The sequence below is a fragment of the Shewanella sp. NKUCC06_TVS genome, assembly GCF_019345515.1.
Lineage (GTDB): Bacteria > Pseudomonadota > Gammaproteobacteria > Enterobacterales > Shewanellaceae > Shewanella > Shewanella oncorhynchi.
The window spans coordinates 107,421-128,308 of the sequence record NZ_JAHKQX010000010.1 but is presented as its reverse complement, the minus strand read 5'-3'; the positions used below and the strand labels follow the sequence as shown (position 1 = coordinate 128,308).

General features: G+C 48.9%; 19 protein-coding genes. All 19 read left to right on the top strand.

Annotated features, from left to right (window positions below; translation table 11 throughout):
- Positions 1–64: 64 nt before the first annotated feature.
- The 19 genes from KO531_RS12885 to KO531_RS12795 all read left to right on the top strand — a co-directional run bounded on the left by KO531_RS12885 (position 65) and on the right by KO531_RS12795 (position 20,865).
- Positions 65–1,729, top strand: a complete 1,665-nt coding sequence (locus KO531_RS12885) for an AMP-binding protein (protein WP_219251367.1) — start codon at positions 65–67, stop codon at positions 1,727–1,729.
- Between the two features lie 181 nt (positions 1,730–1,910).
- Positions 1,911–2,855: a calcium/sodium antiporter gene (locus tag KO531_RS12880; protein ID WP_105251158.1), complete on the top strand. Its 945-nt coding sequence runs from the start codon at positions 1,911–1,913 to the stop codon at positions 2,853–2,855.
- 247 nt (positions 2,856–3,102) lie between these two features.
- Positions 3,103–3,807, top strand: a complete 705-nt coding sequence (locus KO531_RS12875; protein ID WP_219251366.1) for a tetratricopeptide repeat protein — start codon at positions 3,103–3,105, stop codon at positions 3,805–3,807.
- 118 nt (positions 3,808–3,925) lie between these two features.
- The gene (locus KO531_RS12870; RefSeq protein ID WP_219251365.1) at positions 3,926–5,005 is read left to right on the top strand and encodes a sensor histidine kinase; all 1,080 of its coding nucleotides are present in this window, start codon (positions 3,926–3,928) and stop codon (positions 5,003–5,005) included.
- Positions 5,005–5,601, top strand: a complete 597-nt coding sequence (locus KO531_RS12865; RefSeq protein ID WP_198572537.1) for a response regulator transcription factor — start codon at positions 5,005–5,007, stop codon at positions 5,599–5,601. Before KO531_RS12870 ends, KO531_RS12865 begins: the two co-directional genes overlap by 1 nt.
- Positions 5,602–5,797: 196 nt before the next feature.
- On the top strand, positions 5,798–7,873 hold the full coding sequence (gene recG, locus KO531_RS12860; protein ID WP_219251364.1) for an ATP-dependent DNA helicase RecG: 2,076 nt from the start codon (positions 5,798–5,800) through the stop codon (positions 7,871–7,873).
- A 203-nt stretch (positions 7,874–8,076) separates the two neighbouring features.
- Positions 8,077–8,973 carry a DUF3014 domain-containing protein gene (locus KO531_RS12855; protein ID WP_219251363.1) on the top strand — a complete coding sequence of 299 codons (897 nt, stop codon included), beginning with the start codon at positions 8,077–8,079 and terminating at the stop codon, positions 8,971–8,973.
- Positions 8,974–9,310: 337 nt separating this feature from the next.
- A complete protein-coding gene (locus tag KO531_RS12850; RefSeq protein ID WP_219251362.1) occupies positions 9,311–10,048 on the top strand; it encodes a beta-ketoacyl synthase chain length factor in 738 nt (245 codons plus the stop codon).
- A complete protein-coding gene (locus KO531_RS12845; protein ID WP_173242769.1) occupies positions 10,041–10,916 on the top strand; it encodes a lysophospholipid acyltransferase family protein in 876 nt (291 codons plus the stop codon). The genes KO531_RS12850 and KO531_RS12845 overlap by 8 nt, the downstream gene beginning before the upstream one ends.
- Positions 10,900–11,154, top strand: coding sequence for a phosphopantetheine-binding protein (locus tag KO531_RS12840; protein WP_011787697.1), 255 nt, complete (start codon positions 10,900–10,902; stop codon positions 11,152–11,154). Before KO531_RS12845 ends, KO531_RS12840 begins: the two co-directional genes overlap by 17 nt.
- 9 nt (positions 11,155–11,163) lie before the next feature.
- On the top strand, positions 11,164–11,412 hold the full coding sequence (locus tag KO531_RS12835; RefSeq protein ID WP_011787696.1) for an acyl carrier protein: 249 nt from the start codon (positions 11,164–11,166) through the stop codon (positions 11,410–11,412).
- Complete coding sequence (locus tag KO531_RS12830) at positions 11,412–11,960, top strand: hypothetical protein (protein ID WP_219251361.1); 549 nt, start codon at positions 11,412–11,414, stop codon at positions 11,958–11,960. Before KO531_RS12835 ends, KO531_RS12830 begins: the two co-directional genes overlap by 1 nt.
- The gene (locus KO531_RS12825; RefSeq protein ID WP_219251360.1) at positions 11,957–13,321 is read left to right on the top strand and encodes an AMP-binding protein; all 1,365 of its coding nucleotides are present in this window, start codon (positions 11,957–11,959) and stop codon (positions 13,319–13,321) included. Before KO531_RS12830 ends, KO531_RS12825 begins: the two co-directional genes overlap by 4 nt.
- Positions 13,314–13,721 (top strand): thioester dehydrase, encoded by a 408-nt coding sequence (locus KO531_RS12820; RefSeq protein WP_113941117.1) that lies wholly within the window; start codon positions 13,314–13,316, stop codon positions 13,719–13,721. Before KO531_RS12825 ends, KO531_RS12820 begins: the two co-directional genes overlap by 8 nt.
- Positions 13,715–15,610 (top strand): glycosyltransferase family 2 protein, encoded by a 1,896-nt coding sequence (locus KO531_RS12815; RefSeq protein ID WP_219251359.1) that lies wholly within the window; start codon positions 13,715–13,717, stop codon positions 15,608–15,610. Before KO531_RS12820 ends, KO531_RS12815 begins: the two co-directional genes overlap by 7 nt.
- On the top strand, positions 15,607–17,181 hold the full coding sequence (locus tag KO531_RS12810) for an aromatic amino acid ammonia-lyase (protein WP_219251358.1): 1,575 nt from the start codon (positions 15,607–15,609) through the stop codon (positions 17,179–17,181). The genes KO531_RS12815 and KO531_RS12810 overlap by 4 nt, the downstream gene beginning before the upstream one ends.
- Entirely contained in the window at positions 17,178–17,609 is a 432-nt protein-coding gene (locus KO531_RS12805) for an acyl-CoA thioesterase (protein ID WP_173497420.1), read from the top strand. The genes KO531_RS12810 and KO531_RS12805 overlap by 4 nt, the downstream gene beginning before the upstream one ends.
- Positions 17,609–18,424: an outer membrane lipoprotein carrier protein LolA gene (locus tag KO531_RS12800; RefSeq protein WP_219251357.1), complete on the top strand. Its 816-nt coding sequence runs from the start codon at positions 17,609–17,611 to the stop codon at positions 18,422–18,424. The genes KO531_RS12805 and KO531_RS12800 overlap by 1 nt, the downstream gene beginning before the upstream one ends.
- 2 nt (positions 18,425–18,426) lie before the next feature.
- Positions 18,427–20,865, top strand: coding sequence for an MMPL family transporter (locus tag KO531_RS12795; protein WP_219251356.1), 2,439 nt, complete (start codon positions 18,427–18,429; stop codon positions 20,863–20,865).
- The last annotated feature ends 23 nt before the right edge of the window (positions 20,866–20,888 follow it).

Below are 20,888 nucleotides of genomic sequence, written 5' to 3'. Positions count from 1 at the left end.
CGAGCTCACAAAACTCGCCATACTGGGTACAGCCAAAAGAACAATAAATAACAGGGAATTGCCAATGGATACAGCGATTAAGACGCCAATTGAAATGCTGGCGCACTGGGCTAATACTCAGGGGGACCAAGTCTATTTACGCCAACCGATCAAGGGTCAATTCCTTGATTTTACTTGGGCTGAAGTTCAAGAAAAAGTTCAACAACTTGCCGGAGCCTTACATCACTTAGGCTTAGAGCGTGGTGATAAAATTGCCGTTCTCTCTAAAAACTGTGCCGAATGGTTTATCACCGACCTCGCGTTGATGCACGGCGGCTATGTCAGCGTACCTATTTACCCTACCGCCAACACAGATACTATTCGGTATGTGCTGCAACACAGTGGTGCAAAAGCCATTTTTCTCGGCAAGCTTGACCATTGGGCAGACCAAGAGGCTGGTGTCGGCGGCGAGCTACTACGCCTTGCCATGCCCTATGATACGATGCCAGCCCAATATCAATGGGAACAGTTGCTTAAGCTAGGGTACCCCTTAGTTAACGCCCCGCTGCCTACTCCAGACCAAGTGATGACACTCATCTATACCTCTGGCTCGACTGGCCAACCTAAGGGCGCGATTCAAACCTTCGCCAGCTATGGCTGGACTTGCCAAGCGGTAGTGCGTGACCTGCGCACCGATGGCGACGATAGACTGTTATCCTATTTACCCTTAGCCCACATCACAGAGCGCGTTGCGATTGAAGGCTCATCCTTCTACTCAGGTAGTGTGGTGGCTTTCGTTGAAAGTCTCGACTCCTTCGTTGTCGATGTTCAACGGGCAAAACCAACGGTATTCTTCTCGGTACCACGGTTATGGAGCCTGTTTCAGAAAAACATTATCGACAAAATTGGGGTTAATAAACTTAATCTATTGTTGAAAATCCCCCTGCTTAGCAGCTTTGTGAAATACAAAATCCATAAGGGTTTAGGCTTGAACCATTGTCGTCTACTCGGCTCTGGCTCGGCGCCAATTCCGCCATCACTGATCCACTGGTATCACAGTATTGGTCTTAATATCTGCGAAGCTTGGGGTATGACAGAAAACTGTGCCTATTCGATCATCAACTATCCTTTTGATGCGCGTAAAATTGGTACTGTTGGCCGCCCAGTAGAGGATTGCCAGATCCGCCAAGGCGAGGATGGTGAGCTACTGCTTAAGAGTCCGGGATTAATGACTGCTTATTATCTTCAGCCAGAAGCTACCGCAGCGGCATTCGATGCTGATGGTTTCTTCCACACAGGCGATCTGTGCTCAATTGATGCCGATGGTTGTGTCACTATTACTGGCCGAGTGAAAGACAACTTTAAAACCGCCAAGGGCAAATATGTAGCGCCCGTGCCTATCGAACGTAAACTGGCACAGGATCCCCATGTTGAACTGATCTGCGTGATTGGCTCTGGTCTGCCACATCCCGTCGCACTAGTGCAGTTATCCGAAGGGGCAAATCTACAAGCCCGCGAAGAAGTCCGCACCTCACTCAAAGCGACACTCGATAGCGTTAATCCGCACTTAGAGTCACACGAACATGTCGATGCGATTGTCGTGGTCAGTGATCCTTGGACGATTGAGAATGATGCGCTCACACCTACCCTCAAAATCAAACGCCATGTGCTTGAAAAAGCCTTTAGCGAACGAGTTGACGGCATTCGTGGCGCCCAAGTCCGCTGGGAAGATGAATTAACTCAAAAATAACTAGGCCAAACAATCAGTTGGCGAGTATGGTCATCAGCTAAAACTAAGCACGCCTAGGGTGTGCTTTTTTATGACATATTCTGTCAAAATCCGATAAAACCACGTATCATGTGCGCCAGTCGGCCAAGGGGCAATTCCCTTGTACTTTTCCATTCAATATTAGGTTTAACAGAGTCTAACGATGCTAATTACACTATCGATTATTGGCGGTTTTATTATTTTAACCTTAGGCGCAGAAGCCCTAGTGCGTGGCGCGAGTTCAATCGCTCTACGTTTAGGCATTACGCCACTTATCATAGGCTTAACTATTGTAGCCTTTGGTACTAGCGCACCAGAACTGGCTGTGAGTGTAAAGTCTGCTCTAGCAGGAAACAGCGGTATCGCCTTAGGTAACGTTATTGGCTCTAACATTGCTAACATAGGTTTGATTTTAGCCATCACGGCACTTATCCGCCCTATTCAAGTGCAATCTCAAGTTGTAAAGCGTGATATCCCTTTGATGATATTGGCTTCTATGTTGTTCTGGGCACTCTTGTTAGATGGCGAGCTCAGCCTAATTGACGGTGTGATATTGCTGTCACTACTGTTCGGTTATTTAGCCTTTAGTTACATCAGCTCGAAAAATGGTAATGAAGAGGAAGAGATTGAAGCAGGTCCAAATAATCCGCTACTTTCAGCCCTATTTATCTTAGTCGGTATTGGTATGTTAGTCGGTGGCGGTATTTTGTTTGTCAACGGCGCAGTAGATTTAGCCAAGACCTTCGGTATCAGTGAAGTCATTATCGGCTTAACGATCGTGGCGATTGGTACCAGTATGCCAGAGTTAGTAACTTCTGTTCTAGCGGCACTGAAAGGTCAGAGTGACATAGCCATAGGTAACGTTGTCGGTTCTAACATATTCAATATTTTGGGTATTTTAGGTATTACTGCAATAGTACAGCCGGTATCATCACTTGGCTTCCAACCCTTTGATTTCATCGTGATGTTGGCATTTGCCATCATGATTTTACCTTTCGCTTGGACAGGATTTCGTATTGGCCGCCGCGAAGGTTCAGTATTACTACTGTGCTACTTAGGTTACTTGGGCTACTTAATAAACCAAGCAAGCACTCAAGCTGTGGTATAACACTTAGCTGCTCATTTGCGATTAAAAACACCGGAGTCTCTCCGGTGTTTTGCTCTCTAGGTATTGTCCACTTTATTAATCACGCACCTTCTTTAAAGCACACCTCATAAAAAATATAAGCACACAACTCAACTGATGACATTTGTCATGCCAAAGACATGACCTTTGTGTCTGCACTTCTTCTATCGAATTTCTGATAATGAGCCCGTACCCAAACATTGGGAAACTCACTCAATAAGGAAATACCATGAAAACATTACTCCTCGCCTCCAGCTTTGTGCTTATCAGTACTCACTCGTTTGCAGCAACGCCATCAAACACTAGCATCACCAACGTAGACGCGGCCTCGAATGCGATGAATCTAACGCAATTACAACAACTGAGCGGCAGCACTCAAGATTATGATAAAGCCTATGCGAACTATCGCTTAGCCATCAGTGCCAATGTAATGGGACAAAAAACACTCGCTAGCAGCGCACTGACTACAGCGCAAACCACATTAGAAGCACTCGAAACCAGCCAAGCGAATGCAGAATCCCTCGCCCTGTTATCGTCGGTTTATGGCATGCAAATCGCCTTAGACAATAGCAAAGGTGCAACGCTCGGCATGAAATCCGCCAAGGCGATTGCCGGTGCTGAACAATTAGAACCACAAAATCCACGGGTAGCGCTTGTTAAAGCCATCGCCGCCTATAACACGCCAGCCATATTTGGCGGCAGCATGCAAAATGCTAAGACCTTAGCCACTACAGCAATAGAAAGATTCGCTCAGCCTTGCGGCAATATTTGCTGGGGTGAAGCCGAAGCTTACACGTGGCGCGGGCTAGCTAAACAGGAATTAGGCGATAGCCAAGGCGCGATTGAAGATTGGCAACAAGCGATCAAAGTACAAGCAGATTACGGTTGGGCAAAATTTTTGCTTCAACAAAATCAGCAATTAAGTGCAAAATAGACAAAGTTGTTAACGGGGATCTATGGCGCTGACGATAGCGCCAATCCCTAAAAAGAATAAATTAAAACAGATGCCATCGGTAGGCATTGAACAACCAACTCAGTGACACAGAGGCATCATGATAAGCACTCCCCTTCAGCTCGAACGAAAACTTGCTTGGGTGTATTTGATAAACTTAGTGTTTTATCTGATCCCACTTGCCATAAATCCCTATCCAAGCTGGAAAATCGCCCTCAGTTTTGCCGTGTTAATCCCTTTTATTGCCAGTTATTTTTGGACCTATAAGTGCAATAGCCGTAGCGCCTATCTGCCCATTCTCATTATGGTGGCCATAGCAATAGCGATCACACCAATCAACCCAGGCTCTATCTCGCTATTTACCTTTGCCGCTTTCTTCATTGGCTTTTTTTATCCTCTCCGGACCTGTCTGTTGGCTATTGCAGCCCTCATCGGCCTGCTGTTTGCCCTCAATGAGATTTACCACTTTAACAGTTACTACTTTCCGCTTTACGGCTCGGGATTAGTGCTCGGCGTGGGCATGTTTGGTGTCGCCGAACGCAGACGTTATCGGCATAAATTGAAAGAACAGCAAAGTGCCCAAGAAATTACCACCTTGGCCACTATGCTTGAGCGTGAACGTATCGCGCGGGATCTACACGACATTATGGGGCATAGCCTATCTTCCATCGCCCTTAAGGCTGAGCTAGCCGAAAAGCTAATCGCAAAACAAGAATATGAACTCGCATCAACCCAATTGATTGAGCTAGGACAAATTGCGAGGGAAAGTTTAAGCCAGATCCGCCACACAGTGTCAGACTACAAACACAAGGGCCTAGAGAGTTGCGTGACGCAGCTTTGTAAATCCTTAAGGGATAAAGGCTTAAGTGTCGAGCTCAGTGGTGAGCTACCTAAGCTAGGTGCAAGCACAGAAAGCCAACTGAGTTTGATCCTCACCGAACTCATTAATAATATTCTTCGCCATAGCGGTGCAAGTGAATGCTCTATCCACTTTTCTAAGCAAGCAGACCGCCTGCTGCTAGAAGTCAAAGACAATGCCGCGGCCAAACCTTTTATAGAGGGTAATGGCCTCACTGGTATACGCGAGCGTCTCGACAGTTTAGGCGGTAGCTTGAGCTATAATCTCGAACAGGGATATAGATTTACCGTCAGTTTACCTTTGCAGGGAGCAACACATTAATGAAGATTTTATTGGCGGAAGATCAAGCTATGGTGCGAGGAGCACTCGCCGCACTCCTTACGCTTGCAGGGGGTTTTAGTATCACCCAAGCGAGTGACGGCGACGAAGCTCTAAGCTTACTCAAACAGCAAAGCTTTGATCTCTTGCTAACTGATATCGAAATGCCCGGCCGCACAGGCTTAGAGCTGGCCACATGGTTAAAGGAGCAACATAGCCAAACTAAGGTTGTGGTCATTACCACCTTCGGCCGTGCAGGCTATATTAAACGTGCCATCGAAGCGGGTGTGGGCGGCTTTCTGCTTAAAGATGCGCCCTCGGAAACCTTAGTCAACGCGATTCAACAAGTGATGGCGGGAAAACGAGTGATCGATCCTGAACTTGCCATGATGGCGATTGGCGATGTCGACCCGCTCAACGACAAAGAACGCCGTGCTCTTCGCCTCGCTAGCGAAGGCAAATCCACCTCCGACATCGCCGAAACTCTTTTTATCGCCGAAGGGACTGTTCGCAACTACCTCTCAGAAGCCATAGCCAAACTCAATGCCAGTAATCGAATCGATGCAGCCCGCATTGCCAAGCAAAAAGGCTGGTTGTAAACACGCTCACAGTTGAACACTTACTTCCGTCGAACGATTGTATATCGACAATTTTTTGCGGCCTTAGCCGAAACCTAAGGGCCGCAAAATGACGTTAACTAGGCTGGCAAATAAGTCCCTCATTCCCCTTGAGATTGCCTTACGCTTATTCTCTGTTAATATATGTATAAATTCACAGTGATTGAGTGCTAACGACTTGCAGCAATTGGATCTTGTTCCGATCACCGACCTCAAAGGCGTCGCCAAAAAGGTCGCGGAGAAACTCGCAAAGCTCGGCATCACAACAGTACAAGATCTACTGTTTCACTTACCCCTGCGCTACGAAGATAGAACCCAAATCTATCCTATTGCCACCCTCAGCCTAGGCGGTTATGGCACTATAGAAGCTGAAATCCAATCGACACAAATCATCCAAGGCCGCAAGCGCATGCTGGTCTGCAATGTGCGCGACGATACGGGCAGCTTAAGCCTGCGCTTCTTTAACTTTTCCGTTGCTCAGCGTAATGCCATGCAAAATGGTTTGATGATCCGCGCCTACGGTGAAGTGCGCCGTGGTAGTCATCAAGCTGAGATAGTGCATCCAGAATATAAAGTGGTGTATCCCGGTGAAGATGTTCACCTGAGTGATACCCTAACGCCGATTTATCCCACGACTGAGGGCTTAAAACAGGCGAGTTGGCTAAAGCTGACCGAGCAAGCCTTGGTATTGCTGGAAGAGGGCGGTTTAACTGAGCTGCTGCCACCGCAGTTGCAACCTAATAACATCAGCCTTAAACAAGCGCTGCAGACGCTGCATCGACCTCCTGCGGGGATCTCTCAGTTCGATTTAGAGTTAGGCCAACACCCAGCCCAGCAGCGACTCGTGCAGGAAGAGTTGCTCGCCCATAATCTCAGCATGCTACGCCTAAGGCAGCGCAGTAATTTAGATGCAGCGGTTACCATGCAGGCCACGGGGCAGTTGCTCAATCCTTTCCTCGCAGCTTTGCCCTTTAAGCCCACAGGCGCCCAGCAAAGAGTCGTGGCCGATATAGGCAAAGATTTAGAAAAGCCGCACCCTATGATGCGCTTAGTGCAAGGGGATGTTGGCTCTGGCAAAACCTTAGTCGCGGCGATGGCGGCATTACAAGCGATTGAAAACGGTTATCAAGTTGCCATGATGGCACCGACCGAGTTATTGGCCGAGCAACATGCAACTAACTTTGCCGCTTGGTTTGAGCCACTCGGACTTAAGGTAGGTTGGCTGGCGGGAAAACTTAAAGGCAAGGCCAGAACCCAATCCCTTGCGGATATTGAATCTGGCGCAGCCCAGATGGTGATTGGGACCCATGCCATCTTCCAGCAGCATGTGGTCTTTAGCAAACTCGCGTTAATTATTATCGATGAGCAACACAGATTCGGCGTACACCAACGCTTAGGCCTGCGGGAAAAGGGCGTGAGCCAAGGTTTCCACCCGCATCAATTGATCATGACAGCCACACCCATTCCCCGCACGCTGGCGATGACGGCCTATGCAGATCTCGACACATCCATTATCGATGAGCTGCCGCCGGGGCGAACTCCAGTGACCACTGTGGCGATTGCTGATTTACGCCGTAACGAAGTGCTTGAACGGGTCCGCAACGCTGTCATTAGCGACCAACGTCAGGCCTATTGGGTATGTACTCTGATTGAAGAATCCGAAGTACTCGAATGCCAAGCCGCCGAAGACACAGCCGAAGAACTGCGCCTCGCCCTGCCCGAGCTCAATATTGGCCTAGTGCATGGCAGATTAAAGAGCGCCGAGAAACAGCAAATCATGGCCGACTTTAAGGCAGGCATTATTCATCTACTGGTAGCGACAACCGTGATTGAAGTGGGCGTCGACGTGCCCAATGCCAGCCTGATGATCATTGAAAACCCTGAACGTTTAGGTCTAGCACAACTACATCAACTGCGCGGACGAGTCGGTCGAGGCGCCATCGCAAGCCATTGTGTGTTACTCTACAAGGCGCCGTTGAGCCATACCGCCACCCAAAGACTGAGTGTACTCAGACAAAGCAATGATGGTTTCATCATAGCGCAGAAAGATTTAGAAATTCGTGGTCCGGGTGAAGTGCTTGGCACTAAGCAGACGGGACTGGCTGAGCTCAAAATTGCCGATCTGGTGCGCGATCAAGCTTTGATCCCACACATTCAGAAATTAGCGAGCCATGTAATGGCGCAAGCTCCCGAAAAAGTCGATGCAATTATTTTACGTTGGCTCGGGCACAGACAGCACTATGTGCAGGCTTAAGCCGTAAATATTAAAGGGTAAAGAACGAGGCGTAACATCTGCCTTTACTCGAAATAAATTGTTTATGTTCAGCTAAGCGCTATAGACAAGCGCATGGAAACTTGCAAAATGAACCTGCGGCCTTCAAATAGCCCGCTCTTGCACTTTAATGTTAGCTGCATGTATTCACCAAGTTACCTTGACACTCAAGCGAAGGATGTAAAATGCAAGTTAATCAAGATGATAGAATAACACCTCAAGAGACTTCTTCTAGCAGCAATCGCTTTGCGCTTTTTGCGATAGTGCTCGTCGTGCTACTTTCTGCCGGAGGATATTATTACTACAGCGGTGATTCTGACTCACCTAAACTCATTCCTAACGCCCCTATTGTATTGCCTGAAACACCGCCATCTGAACCTATGACGCTCGAAAGTACGCCAGAGCCTGAAACCACAGAGACGACGCCTGCCGTTACAGAAACGAACACCAATAGCACTGAAACCACTGCAGTGGCAGAGCCTGAAGTTGTCGTAGAACCTGTGCCTGTGCTGGCTGAAAGTGATGCATTTGTGCAACAAAAAGCCCTCGCCATGATCAATAACAATGTGCTGAGTTCTTCGTTAGTGCAGCAAGATCTCGTCCGCCAATTTGTGGTATTCGTGGATAACCTAGCTCAGGGTGAATTAACCCGTAAAGTTAGCCCACTTAAAGGACCAGAGAAGCTGTTCTCAGTCTCAGAAATCACCAACAAAGTGTATTTAAATCCTGAGGGTTTCCACAGATACGATGCCTATGTTGACTCGATTGCCAAAATGGACGAACAGGGCTTAATCACAACTTACAAGCAACTGACGCCGCTCCTAGAGGAAGCCTTTACCGAACTCGGCTACAGCAACGCCAAATTTAACGACAGAATGCTGCAAGCGATTAAAATGTTACTCGCAGCACCTATTATTGAAGATCCGATTGAGCTGAATTCAATTAGCGTTAACTATCAATTCGTTGACCCTAACTTAGAGGCACTACCCAGTGCACAAAAACTGTTGATCCGTATGGGTCCAGAAAATACTCGCAAGTTGAAAGTAGCGCTGCGTAAAATCGAGAATCAATTGTCGCAATAGGTTATCAAGCTCATGCCAAAAGGCGCTCAGTGCGCCTTTTTTCATTTTAACCTGTAAGTTAAAGTGTCTGCGAAATCAGATAGCCACTGCGATATTTGTTACTCAATGTCGAATAAGTGCTGCAAATCACAGCACTTGATCCCATTCCGTTAACCCGCACAATGCAAATGGCTTCATAAAAAGAAGGGGCATAGTGTAGAATGACCACGCTGTAGAGGGCATTTCGAGCGTCATTCTTCTAACGCGTATACTCCTCACTATGGTATGACAATCCATTAATGTTCTAACTTAGTTAGGGATAACTAAGACAGCTTAAATTTAGTGTCGAGGCAAAGTAGTGCAACTAACATTCAGCATTCTCTCTTGGGGCGCTTGGGCCCCCCAATATCAGCACCATCAAAGTTGGCAAACTTGGTGCGAGAGTTCGGCTGAGCTCAATCTCGATACGCCACCACAGTCGGATACCACCGCTCCCGCACTCAAACAAATTCCCGCCATGCAGCGCCGCCGTTTTAGTCGCTTGACTAAGATGATGTTAGAGGTGAGTTTTCAGTGCGAAATGCCTGCAAATTGTCGCTCTATTTTTGCCTCGCGCCATGGAGAGTTGCAGCGCACCATTGGCCTACTCGAAGACATTATCGCCAAACAGCCCTTATCGCCCTTAGGTTTTAGTCAGTCAGTGCACAACACCGCCAGCGGCATTTTTGGCATAGTGGCAGCCAATACCGCGCCTTCAACCTCAGTTGCGGCGGGCACAGAAACCCTGTCCCAAGCTATGGCCGAAGCCTTCGCCCAATTACATCAATCGCCAGAACCATTGTTATTGGTCTTCGGTGATGATCCAGTGCCTCCTGTGTACGATGAGTTTACCCAAGAATTTGAATTACCTTTGGCCCTAGGCCTACAGCTCGCGCCCTTCGATACACCCGCTTCGGCCAAGCTCACAGTGAGCCGTATTTCTAAGGCAACAGCTTTAAATCCGCTGACCTATGGTGCATTTATCCACGCCCTAGCAACGGCGCAAAATATTTCAGGCTGCTTATCCCAATGGCATTGGAGACTTGAGCATGTTTGATGCAGCCCACAGCCATGACGCCGCTAAGGGCCATGAAGATTCAATGCTCAATGCCGCATATACCTTGCCAGAAACTCGCCGCGAAGGGCTGAATTATGTGCCACGTTGGCTAGGTGGCGTAAGTTGTTATATCGCCTTTGGCTTAGGCGGCTTATTAAGCTCCTTGACCATTCTGCCGCTACTGCGTTTTTGGCCAGGCACACCAGAGGCGCGGATTATTCGAGTCCAAAAAGCCGTGCATTTAATGTTCAAAGGCTTTGTCGCCATGCTCACTTGGGCAGGTGTGATTAAGGTCAGCAGCCACGATGCCCAAAAATTACATGATGCCAGAGGCGTTATCGTCATAGCCAATCACCCCAGTTTAGTCGATGTGGTGGTATTGATAAGTCTCATGCCCAATGCGGGCTGCATAGTCAAACAAGCTTTGTGGCGTAATCCATTTTTGCGGGGTGTGGTGTCCTGCGCGGGTTATATTCCCAATCGCGGCGCCGAATTGATGCTAGAGGATTGCCGCGAAGTGCTCGCAAGAGGCACCAATTTAATCATCTTCCCCGAGGGCACGCGTACGGTGGTCGGTGCGACCATTAACCACTTTGCCCGCGGCGCTGCCAATATCGCCTTAAGGGCCGAAGCGGATATTTTACCTGTGGTACTGCGTACCAATGTGCGTGGTTTGACAAAGGAGCAACCTTGGTATGAAATCCCAAGGCAAACCATGGGAATGGCCGTTGAAATCGGCACAATCGTTTCTTACCAGAAGTACCAAGCGGCTTTAGGTGAGCATGCAAAAATGGCCCGGCAGCTGACGCGGGATCTTGAACATTACTATAAACAACAACTCGAAAATAATTATGAACTTAAACAATGAAATAAAGCAGTTAATCATCGACTGTCTCGACCTAGAAGACGTCAGCATTGATGATATTGAAACCGATGCGCCGCTATTTGGCGAAGGTTTAGGCTTAGATTCTATCGACGCCCTCGAGCTCGGCTTAGCCATCAAGAAAAAATTTGATGTCAAAATCGAAGCCAATTCGGATGCCACTAAGGCCCATTTCCACAGTGTTGCCAGCTTAGCTCGCTTTATCGAATCACAGCGTCCATAGGAGAGGAATATGCAAAATCGTGAACAAATCCTCGCTATGCTGACCACTATTTTAGTGGACGAATTCGAAATTGATGCCGAGGCGATTACGCCTGAGGCTAACCTGTATGAAGAGCTCGATCTCGACAGCATTGATGCAGTCGACTTAGTGATAAAACTGCAGCAACTGACAGGTAAAAAGATCCAACCCGATGAATTTAAATCAGTTCGCACAATCAATGATGTGATTAATGCTATCGAAGGTTTAGTTAAAACCTAATGCGAGCCTTGCTACAGGTCTTAACCGCCCTAACTTTGCTGGCCTACCCCGTTGCCGTGTATTTAGGGCTCAATTACTTACCTGCTGGCACCATAGCGCTCGTGCTGTGTTTATTGCTGATAATGCGGCTAATGCTACAAAAGCAAAAGGTTAAGACATTAGTTTTACCACTATTGGTGGGGATTATGCTCACGGCAGGCAGTTATCTTGCCAAGCGCAGTGATTGGCTGCTGTATTACCCAGTAGTGATAAATCTCACTATGCTGGCGCTGTTCAGTTATTCACTGCACACTGGCCCTAGCATGATCGAACGTTTAGCCCGTTTGAAAGAACCCGATTTACCGGATGAAGCCACTGGGTATCTTAAAAAAGTCACTCTACTTTGGTGCGGTTTATTTATCTTCAATGGCACTATGGCGGCTTACACCGCTGGCTTTACTAGCTTAGCAACCTGGACCTTGTATAACGGTTTGATTGCATACGTACTCATGGGACTGCTCCTCGGTGGGGAGTGGTTATATCGCAGCTTTTGGTTGAAGAAAACATGACACAGCTACTCAAAAACTGGTTAACCCAAGGGCCCTTTGCCCAACAACTGATCAGCTTTAATCACCACGACATAGTCACAGGTGCATTATTTACCAATCAGGTGGCGTATTTTTATGAGCAACTGCTGGCCGCGCCAGAGAAAAAATGGCTGCTCGCGAGTGATACCAGCGATCTGTTTGCTGTCGGTTTATGTGCGGCGCTGTTAGCAGGCAAGGAAATTATCTTACCAGCCAACACCCAAACGGGCACGCTGAGCGAGTTAACCCACCAGTTTGAAGGCATATTGTCGGACAAGCCATTGTGTGAAAGTCAGGCCTTTATTCTACTGAGAAAAGAGCTGAGCCTGCCGAGCAAACCTTGGCCGGCGAGCGAGGCTATCGGCGAACTTCTGCTATTTACCTCCGGCAGCAGTGGCGAACCTAAGGCGATCCGTAAAACACTTCAGCAATTAGACGTTGAAGTCTCAGTGCTCGAACATACCTTTGCCGAACATTTACCCCATTGCAGTGTGGTTTCAACGGTTTCCCACCAGCATATCTATGGCCTGTTATTCAAGATTTTGTGGCCACTCGCCGCCAGTCGGCCGTTTTTAAGTGAGCAGATTGAATACCCAGAAACCTTAAGCTATTACACTGCCTTACTGCCAAACCTGTGTTTGATCAGTAGCCCTGCCCAGTTATCGCGTTTACCTAAGGCCTTAGAGCACGAGCGGCAACTGCGCTCACCCAGCTTAGTGTTTAGCTCTGGCGGGCCCTTAAGTTTTGCGGCAGCTCAAGGGATCAGCCAATGCTATGGCCATCTGCCCATCGAAATTTTTGGTAGCACAGAAACGGGCGGCATCGCCTATCGCCGTCAACATGAAGCCGATGAACCTTGGCAAGTGTTTGACAGAATATCGATAGATCAAGATCCTAACGACGGAGCCTTGCTACTTAAATCGCCCTATTTGGCCGACGATGAATGGTTGCGCTGCGAAGATAAAATCGAACCGACCGAAAATGGCCAGTTTAGGCTCAAGGGCCGACTCGATCGCATCGTTAAAATAGAGGAAAAACGTCTATCACTGGCACAAATGGAAACGCTGTTAGGCAGCCATGCCTATGTTGAGCAAGCCGCACTTGTCGTATTGCCGCAGTTTAAATCCCAACTGGGCGCGGTCGTGACCCTCTCCGCACTTGGCCGCAGTGTGCATCAAGAGCAGGGAAAACTCAGTATCAACAATGCGTTAAAAGCACATTTACTGACGCAATTTGAGCGAGTCACGCTGCCTCGCCGCTGGCGTTATCCCGATATTTTGCCGCTGAACACTCAGGGTAAGCGTGTCACTGCCCAGTTAGTCGAGTTATTTGATCATGATTAAATCGAGTTTACCGCCGATCCTGCATTCTAATATCGGCATGGATAACATTGAATTACGTCTGTTAGTGGCGGCCGACCTTGAATCTTTTAAGGGACATTTTCCCGAGCAAGCCGTACTGCCAGGCGTGACGCAATTAGATTGGGCGGTGCGTTTAGGCTGCCAATATTTCGGCTATTGCGAAGCCGTAGCCAACTTAGAAGTGCTTAAGTTTCAGCAACTCATACTGCCGGGGCAAGAAGTCACCTTAAGCATTAGCAACAATGCGGCTAAGGGAAAACTTACCTTCGCCTATAGCGATGGTGAAAACCGCTACGCGTCAGGTCGTATCGCCTTCGATATCTCGCCCGTTAACAGCAAGCCTTCTGATACCAACAGCAGCGATGGGGCGAGCCAGTGCTAACACCTCCCAGCGACTTAGTTGAGTCGGCGCCCATTAAGCTCGCCTTAGTGATCCCCAATTACAATCACAGTGCCGCAATTGCCCAGACCTTGGCCGAACTCGCCCAATTTAATCTGCCCTGTTATTTGATTGATGATGGCAGCAATGACGAAACCCGTTATCTACTGCAATCCTTAGCCCAAACCTATCCTTGGGTGACTTTGCTGCTGCATCCTTACAACCGTGGTAAAGGCGCTGCTGTGATGACGGGCCTACGCCGAGCCTACCGCGATGGCTTTAGTCATGCACTGCAGGTCGATGCCGATGGTCAACACAATCTAGCCGATATTCCAGCTATGGTAGCAAGGGCGCAGGCTAAACCCGATGCACTGATTTCAGGCAAACCCGAGTACGATGAATCCGTGCCTAAGGGCAGACTCTATGGCCGTTATATCACCCATTTTTGGGTGTGGGTCGAAACATTAAGCTTTGATATTAAAGATTCTATGTGTGGCTTTCGCGTTTATCCCCTCGCCGCCACCGAGCGATTACTGTGCCAGCAAGCATTAACGGAACGAATGGATTTTGATATTGAAATCCTCGTCAAACTCTACTGGCAAGGGGTGGAAATTTTATTCCAGCCGACTAAGGTGATTTATCCCGAAGGTGGTGTTAGTCACTTTCAAGGTGTGGCCGACAATGTGCGCATCACTAAACTGCATACCAAGTTGTTTTTCGGCATGCTCAAACGCCTGCCTTGGCTGTTAAAGCGTAAATCACAGCAACAAGCCGCGCAAAACTCCCATTGCTCGTCAGCAACATCATCGACTTCAACAACATCATCGACTTCAGCAACATCATCAACTTCAGCCACCCATTGGTCGGGCATGAAGGAGCGCGGCAGTTACTGGGGCATCAAACTGTTAGCCGAGAGCTATCGTATTGGCGGCCATTGGTTGTGCCGCGCCATTATGTATCCGGTGATTTGCTATTTCTTTCTCACAGGCAAAGTCACCCGCGAAGCCTCGTTAGATTTCCTGCGCCGCGTGCAAACGCTTGAGCCGCAACATCCTAAGCTGAATCAGCCTGTAGGCTGGCGCGATAGCCTGAATCACTTTTTAGCCTTTGGAAATGCCGCACTCGATAGAATCGATGCCTGGTGCGATCGCATCCAATTGAGCCAAGTGGATTTCCCCGATCGCCAAGTGCTGGCCGACCAACTCGAAAGCGGTAAAGGCGCCGTGTTATTGGTGTCTCACCTTGGCAATTTAGAACTCTGCCGCGCCATTTCAATCCACCAGCGCAAAGTCAAAGTGAATGTCATGGTGTTAACGAGCCATGCGGAAAATTTCAATAAGGTACTCAAACAGTTAAATCCAGATAGCACGCTTAATCTTATTCAAGTGACCGAGCTTAACCCCGCGACGTCTATGCTGTTGCAGCAAAAAATAGAAGACGGTGAACTGGTGGTGATCGCGGGCGATAGAACCTCGCCGAATACCCAAGGTCGCGTCATGTACGCGCCCTTTATGGGGCAAGACGCAGCGTTTCCCCAAGGGCCGTTTATTTTGGCAGGTTTACTCGATTGCCCTGTATTTTTAATGTTTTGCCTGCGGGAACAGGGCCGTTATCGGGTGCATTTAGAGCACTTCGCCGAAACACTTAAAGGCCCAAGGGCGGGCAGAATGGACAGATTACAGCAGGCGGTAAATCGCTACAGCGAACGTTTAGAATACTTTGCCAGACGCGAGCCTTTGCAATGGTTTAACTTCTTCGATTTTTGGCGTAAAGACAGCGAGTTAGAACGCGCATCAACCAATTCAGTACAAGCAGATACTGTAACAACAGAATCAGCATCACAGCAGATCCCAGAGCAGGATCATAAGACAGACAGGACAAGTCATTCATGAGCCACACCCAAGCCGCCGACTCAAAGAATCAATCAGACTTAAAGACTGTTGAGTTCGGCCGTCAATTTCTTACCTTAGAACAAGTGGTTGCCGTCGCCAAGGGCGCACCAGTCAAGCTCTGTGACGATGCGGATTATCAAGAATATATCCAAAAAGGTGCGCGCTTTATCGATAGCCTGCTGCACGAAGAAGGCGTGGTTTATGGTGTAACAACTGGTTATGGCGACTCTTGCACAGTCAATGTGAGCTTAGATCTGGTCCACGAATTGCCACTGCATTTAACCCGCTTCCACGGCTGCGGTTTAGGCGAGACCTTAAACATAATGCAGGCCCGCGCTGTGATGGCTTGCCGTTTAAACTCCTTAGCCATTGGCAAATCTGGCGTGACCTATGAGCTATTAAAGCGCATCGAAACTTTGCTCAATCTCAACATAGTCCCTGTAATCCCAGAAGAAGGTTCGGTCGGCGCCAGCGGTGATTTAACGCCGCTGTCGTATTTGGCCGCCGTGTTAGTCGGCGAGCGCGAAGTGATTTACCAAGGTGAGCGCCAAGCGACTCAAGCTGTGTACGCTAAGCTCAACATTATCCCGCATGTCCTGCGTCCAAAAGAAGGCTTAGCCCTGATGAACGGCACGGCTGTAATGACGGCCTTGGCCTGTTTAGCCTTCGATCGCGCCCAATATCTTGCCCGATTAAGTAGCCGCATTACCGCTATGGCTTCGTTAACGTTAAAAGGCAACTCGAACCATTTTGATGAAATCTTATTTGCCGCCAAACCGCATCCGGGACAAAACCAAATCGCCACTTGGATACGGGAAGATTTAAATCACCACGAACATCCGCGCAATTCGGACAGGCTGCAGGACAGATATTCCATCCGCTGCGCACCGCACATTATCGGCGTGTTGCAGGATGCGCTGCCGTTTATGCGTCAGTTTATCGAAACCGAAGTCAACAGCGCCAACGACAACCCGATTGTCGACGGCGAAGGCGAGCATATTCTCCACGGTGGCCATTTTTATGGCGGCCATATCGCCTTTGCGATGGATTCACTGAAAAATACTGTGGCCAACTTAGCCGATCTTATCGATCGCCAAATGGCACTGGTAATGGACCCTAAGTTTAATAATGGCTTACCCGCTAACTTATCCGGCTCAACCGGCCCGCGCCGCGCAATTAATCATGGCTTTAAAGCGGTGCAAATTGGGGTATCTGCGTGGACAGCAGAAGCGCTCAAGCACACTATGCCCGCCAGCGTATTCTCACGCTCAACCGAATGCCACAACCAAGACAAGGTGAGCATGGGCACCATTGCCGCCCGCGACTGTATGCGTGTACTGCAATTGACCGAACAAGTCGCGGCGGCAGCCTTGCTCGCCATGACTCAAGGTATTGGCCTGCGTATCGCCCAAAATGAGCTGGACGAAGCCTCGCTCACGCCTTCATTGGCGAAAACCCTCGCCCAAGTGCGCGCTGATTTTGAGACCTTAATCGAAGACCGACCGCTCGAAGCCGTGCTGCGCCAAACCATAGCTAAAATCCAAGCGGGCGAATGGGAAGTGTGCCGATGAAATCATTGCTCACTATTGATATGGAAATGCAAATCCCCTTCCACGATGTGGATTCCATGGGGATCACTTGGCATGGCAATTACCTACGTTATTTCGAGATTGCTCGCTGCAAACTGCTCGATGAGCTGGGCTATAACTACCGCCAAATGCAAGCATCTAACTATGCATGGCCTATTATCGATTTGCAGATTAAATACGTCAAAGCCAGCACCTTCGAGCAAAAAATCACAGTGCGCGCCGAGTTAGTCGAGTGGGAAAACCGCTTAAAGATCAATTATCAAATTCGCGACGTTGAAACGGGTGCGCGCATCACTAAGGGTTATACCATTCAGGCAGCGGTCGATATGAGCACCCAAGAATTGTGCTTTGTTACCCCAGAGGTGTTCCGTAACAAAATAGCCATCCTGCTCGCTAAGGTTGAAGACTAATGAACTCAGTACTAGCCAAGAGCTCTGCGTTGACGAAGAATCCTGTGCTGGCGAAGTGTGCATTACTCCTCTGCCTTGCTTGCGGCTTGGCTTGTGCTTTGATAACCCTGCCACTCAAAGCAGAAACCTTAGCTGAGCCCGGTGTTTATCAAGCGCTCTTTAGCCAAAATGCGGATACCGCGCAGCTTGTCGCCCTGAGCCAAAAGCTTAACTTGGGCGAAACGGTGCGAGGCCAGTTTGTGCAATCTCGGCAACTAAAGGTGCTCAAAAAGCCGTTAATCAGCCAAGGTCAGTTTATCTTCGATCAAACCCAAGGGCTGATTTGGCAGCAGATAAAGCCCTTCGAATCCATGCTGATTTTAAAAGATAAGCAGCTTATTCAGCGCGATAGCCAAGGTCGAGTCCAAGTCAGCAAGGCCGATGCCTCGGCGAGCGCCGCCGCTATGGGCGATTTATTGCCCAGCCTAGTGCGCGCTATGCTCGGCGGTGATATTTCCGGTTTAAGTGAGAACTTTGAACTGCACTTCCTAATCGCAGACAGGTTGAGCACGGAAAAGTTAAGCCCAGAGAGGTTGAACACAGACGGTCAATGGCAATTAGGCCTAACGCCCAAAGATCCCTTAATGAAAAAAGCCATCGCCAATATGGTGTTAGAGGGGAGCGATGTGTTGCAATCCTTAGTGCTGCTGAGCGCAGCGCCGAGTGTGAGCCCACAGGATATGACCCGCATCGACTTTAGTGCGCTTTCCCAAGGTAAACTCAGCGAAACCGAATTGACGCAGTATGCTGTGGCGATAGAGGCGAATAAACCTTAACCATGGCCGCCAACTTCACCGCGCGCGCCAATCAAGCGCTAATACAATCATCCCCTAAATGGCGCCTCGCCATTTGGTTGCTATTGATGCTGTCTGCCAGTCTGTGGGCTTTGCAACTCTGGCAAAACGGCGCAAGGGTGCAGAGCGATATTCTCGCCATGCTGCCCCATTTACAGCAGGACAAACTCACAGAGCGCGCCCTTAACCAAGTTGAAGCGACGCTCGCCGACCAAGTCTATATTGCGCTCGTCGCCAAGGATGAAACTACGGCAATCGCTGCGGCTAAGCTGTTGATGCAAAAGCTTGAAACTGACCTTGTTGCTACTGGAAAAAATGCTGCATTTACAGATATTCGCAGCGCAGATATGCAGCTCGGTGAAGCGTTGGGGCAATATTATTTCCCCCACAGATTTAAATTACTGACAGCGCCACAAGCTGAGGCGTTAGCAACGAAAGACATTGGAAATCTAATTGAAGCGGCCACAGCGCAGCTTTACAACGCTTTTGGTTATGCCAATAGCAACTTGCTTGCCCAAGATCCGCTGCTGTTATTCCCAGCCAATTTACTCGCCCTCGCGCCGAGTTCAAAAGTCAGGGCCAGTCAAGGGATACTGCTCGCGAATCAAGGCGATAATGTCGCTGCGGTTGTTATGGCAAAGGGCCAAGAAAGTGCCTTTAATCCCAATGCGCAATTGGCGCAGATGACGGCATTAACCCTAGGATTGGATGCGGTTAAACAAAGCTATCCCGATATTACCCTGCTCAAAGCTGGCGCCCTGTTTCACGCGATTGCGGCGACCCAAACGGCTAAGAGTGAAATCTCGATCCTTGGTCTTGCATCCTTACTTGGGGTCATAGCTTTAGTCTGGCTGGCGTTTCGCTCCGTAATACCACTACTGTTGGCCATCGTTACCATTTCCAGCGGCTTGTTACTGGCAGTGACTTTTACCTTAAGCGTATTTGGCGAGCTGCATTTACTCACCTTAGTGTTTGGTACTAGCTTGATTGGCATTGCCATCGACTACAGCTTTCATTTTTACTGCGAGCGCTTAAGCGATACCGAACGGAGCGCTCAGGCGACGGTCGCGTATATCTTCCCCACTGTGACACTTGCCTTTATCACCAGTGCCTTAGCTTATGTGGGCATAGGTTTAGCGCCGTTTCCTGGAATGCAGCAAGTGGCGATTTTCTGCGCCGCGGGGCTGCTCGGGGCTTATCTCACCCTCATTCTCGCCTACCCACTGTTAGCGGGAAGTCGTTTGCCCTCGGGCTCCCGCCCATTAGCGTTAGCGGGGAAGTACCTTGCCAACCTCACTCAGTTATCCAACAGATTGACCACGCCTTTAGGCATGAGCATGTTTGCTTTAGTGATAGTAATGTGGTGTCTGGTTGGCGTAACCAAGTTAACCGTCGATGACGATATTCGTCATTTACAGCAAAGCCCCGCGAGCGTGACTGAACCTGAAAATAAGCTCAGGCAGCTACTCAGCGGCGGCACAGATAATCAATTCTTACTGGTACGCGCCGCGAGTGAAGAAGCACTGCTGCAACAGCTTGAGCGAGTGTCGCCACAGCTCGATGCCGCTATTGCGAACCAAGAGTTAGGCAACTACGTCAGCCTTAGCCGGTATCTTCCCAGCCATAAAAGGCAAGACACGGCTTATCGCTTACAGGGTGAAATCTATCAAACTCAGATAGATACTGTGCTCACAAGCCTTGGGTTGGATGAGAATTTAAAGCCAGAGCTGCAAGCAAGCTACTTAGCGGCTAAAGAACAATATATCGCCCCAGCGGATTTCTTTACGCTAGAGACAGGCAAGCAACTCGCACCGCTGTGGCTAGCACCAAATGGCAAGGCCACCGACTATGACGCTCTAAATGATGGGGCGAGCGCTGAGTATGGTGCCATTGTCTTGCTTGGTGGCATTCAGCAGATCGACGCGATCAAGGCGCGCTTTGCCCATGATGAAAGCGTACAACTTATCGATAAAGTCGCGGATATCTCCGCCGTCATGGGCCATTATCGATTGTTAACCCTAAAGCTGTTAGCCCTTGCACTTGGCATCGCACTCTTGTTGTTTAGCCTGAATTTTGGCATTAAAAAAGCGGCGGTTGTGGTTGCAGTGCCAGCCCTTGCGGCCTTGCTCACGCTTGCAACCTTAGGCTTAACGGGCTCGCCACTGAGTCTGTTCCATGCACTCGCGCTCATTTTAGTTTTCGGAATTGGGATAGACTACAGCTTGTTCTTTGCCTCTGCTCAAAACCACGGCAAGGCAGTGATGATAGCGGTATTTATGTCCGCCTGCTCGACCCTATTAGCCTTTGGTTTACTCGCCTTTAGCCAGACCCAAGCGATTCATTATTTTGGTTTAACCCTGTCACTAGGTATAGGTTTAACCTTTTTACTTTCGCCACTGATTTTAACGACTAAAAAGTCCTGATAACGACAAGGAACGTACTTTAC

What these genes read in the sequence shown, in the direction of transcription:
- KO531_RS12885 (WP_219251367.1), top strand. Translation starts at nt 65, where the DNA reads ATGGATACAGCGATTAAGACGCCAATTGAAATGCTGGCGCACTGGGCT.
- KO531_RS12880 (WP_105251158.1), top strand. Translation starts at nt 1,911, where the DNA reads ATGCTAATTACACTATCGATTATTGGCGGTTTTATTATTTTAACCTTA.
- KO531_RS12875 (WP_219251366.1), top strand. Translation starts at nt 3,103, where the DNA reads ATGAAAACATTACTCCTCGCCTCCAGCTTTGTGCTTATCAGTACTCAC.
- KO531_RS12870 (WP_219251365.1), top strand. Translation starts at nt 3,926, where the DNA reads ATGATAAGCACTCCCCTTCAGCTCGAACGAAAACTTGCTTGGGTGTAT.
- KO531_RS12865 (WP_198572537.1), top strand. Translation starts at nt 5,005, where the DNA reads ATGAAGATTTTATTGGCGGAAGATCAAGCTATGGTGCGAGGAGCACTC.
- KO531_RS12855 (WP_219251363.1), top strand. Translation starts at nt 8,077, where the DNA reads ATGCAAGTTAATCAAGATGATAGAATAACACCTCAAGAGACTTCTTCT.
- KO531_RS12845 (WP_173242769.1), top strand. Translation starts at nt 10,041, where the DNA reads ATGTTTGATGCAGCCCACAGCCATGACGCCGCTAAGGGCCATGAAGAT.
- KO531_RS12840 (WP_011787697.1), top strand. Translation starts at nt 10,900, where the DNA reads ATGAACTTAAACAATGAAATAAAGCAGTTAATCATCGACTGTCTCGAC.
- KO531_RS12835 (WP_011787696.1), top strand. Translation starts at nt 11,164, where the DNA reads ATGCAAAATCGTGAACAAATCCTCGCTATGCTGACCACTATTTTAGTG.
- KO531_RS12830 (WP_219251361.1), top strand. Translation starts at nt 11,412, where the DNA reads ATGCGAGCCTTGCTACAGGTCTTAACCGCCCTAACTTTGCTGGCCTAC.
- KO531_RS12825 (WP_219251360.1), top strand. Translation starts at nt 11,957, where the DNA reads ATGACACAGCTACTCAAAAACTGGTTAACCCAAGGGCCCTTTGCCCAA.
- KO531_RS12820 (WP_113941117.1), top strand. Translation starts at nt 13,314, where the DNA reads ATGATTAAATCGAGTTTACCGCCGATCCTGCATTCTAATATCGGCATG.
- KO531_RS12810 (WP_219251358.1), top strand. Translation starts at nt 15,607, where the DNA reads ATGAGCCACACCCAAGCCGCCGACTCAAAGAATCAATCAGACTTAAAG.
- KO531_RS12805 (WP_173497420.1), top strand. Translation starts at nt 17,178, where the DNA reads ATGAAATCATTGCTCACTATTGATATGGAAATGCAAATCCCCTTCCAC.
- KO531_RS12800 (WP_219251357.1), top strand. Translation starts at nt 17,609, where the DNA reads ATGAACTCAGTACTAGCCAAGAGCTCTGCGTTGACGAAGAATCCTGTG.
- KO531_RS12795 (WP_219251356.1), top strand. Translation starts at nt 18,427, where the DNA reads ATGGCCGCCAACTTCACCGCGCGCGCCAATCAAGCGCTAATACAATCA.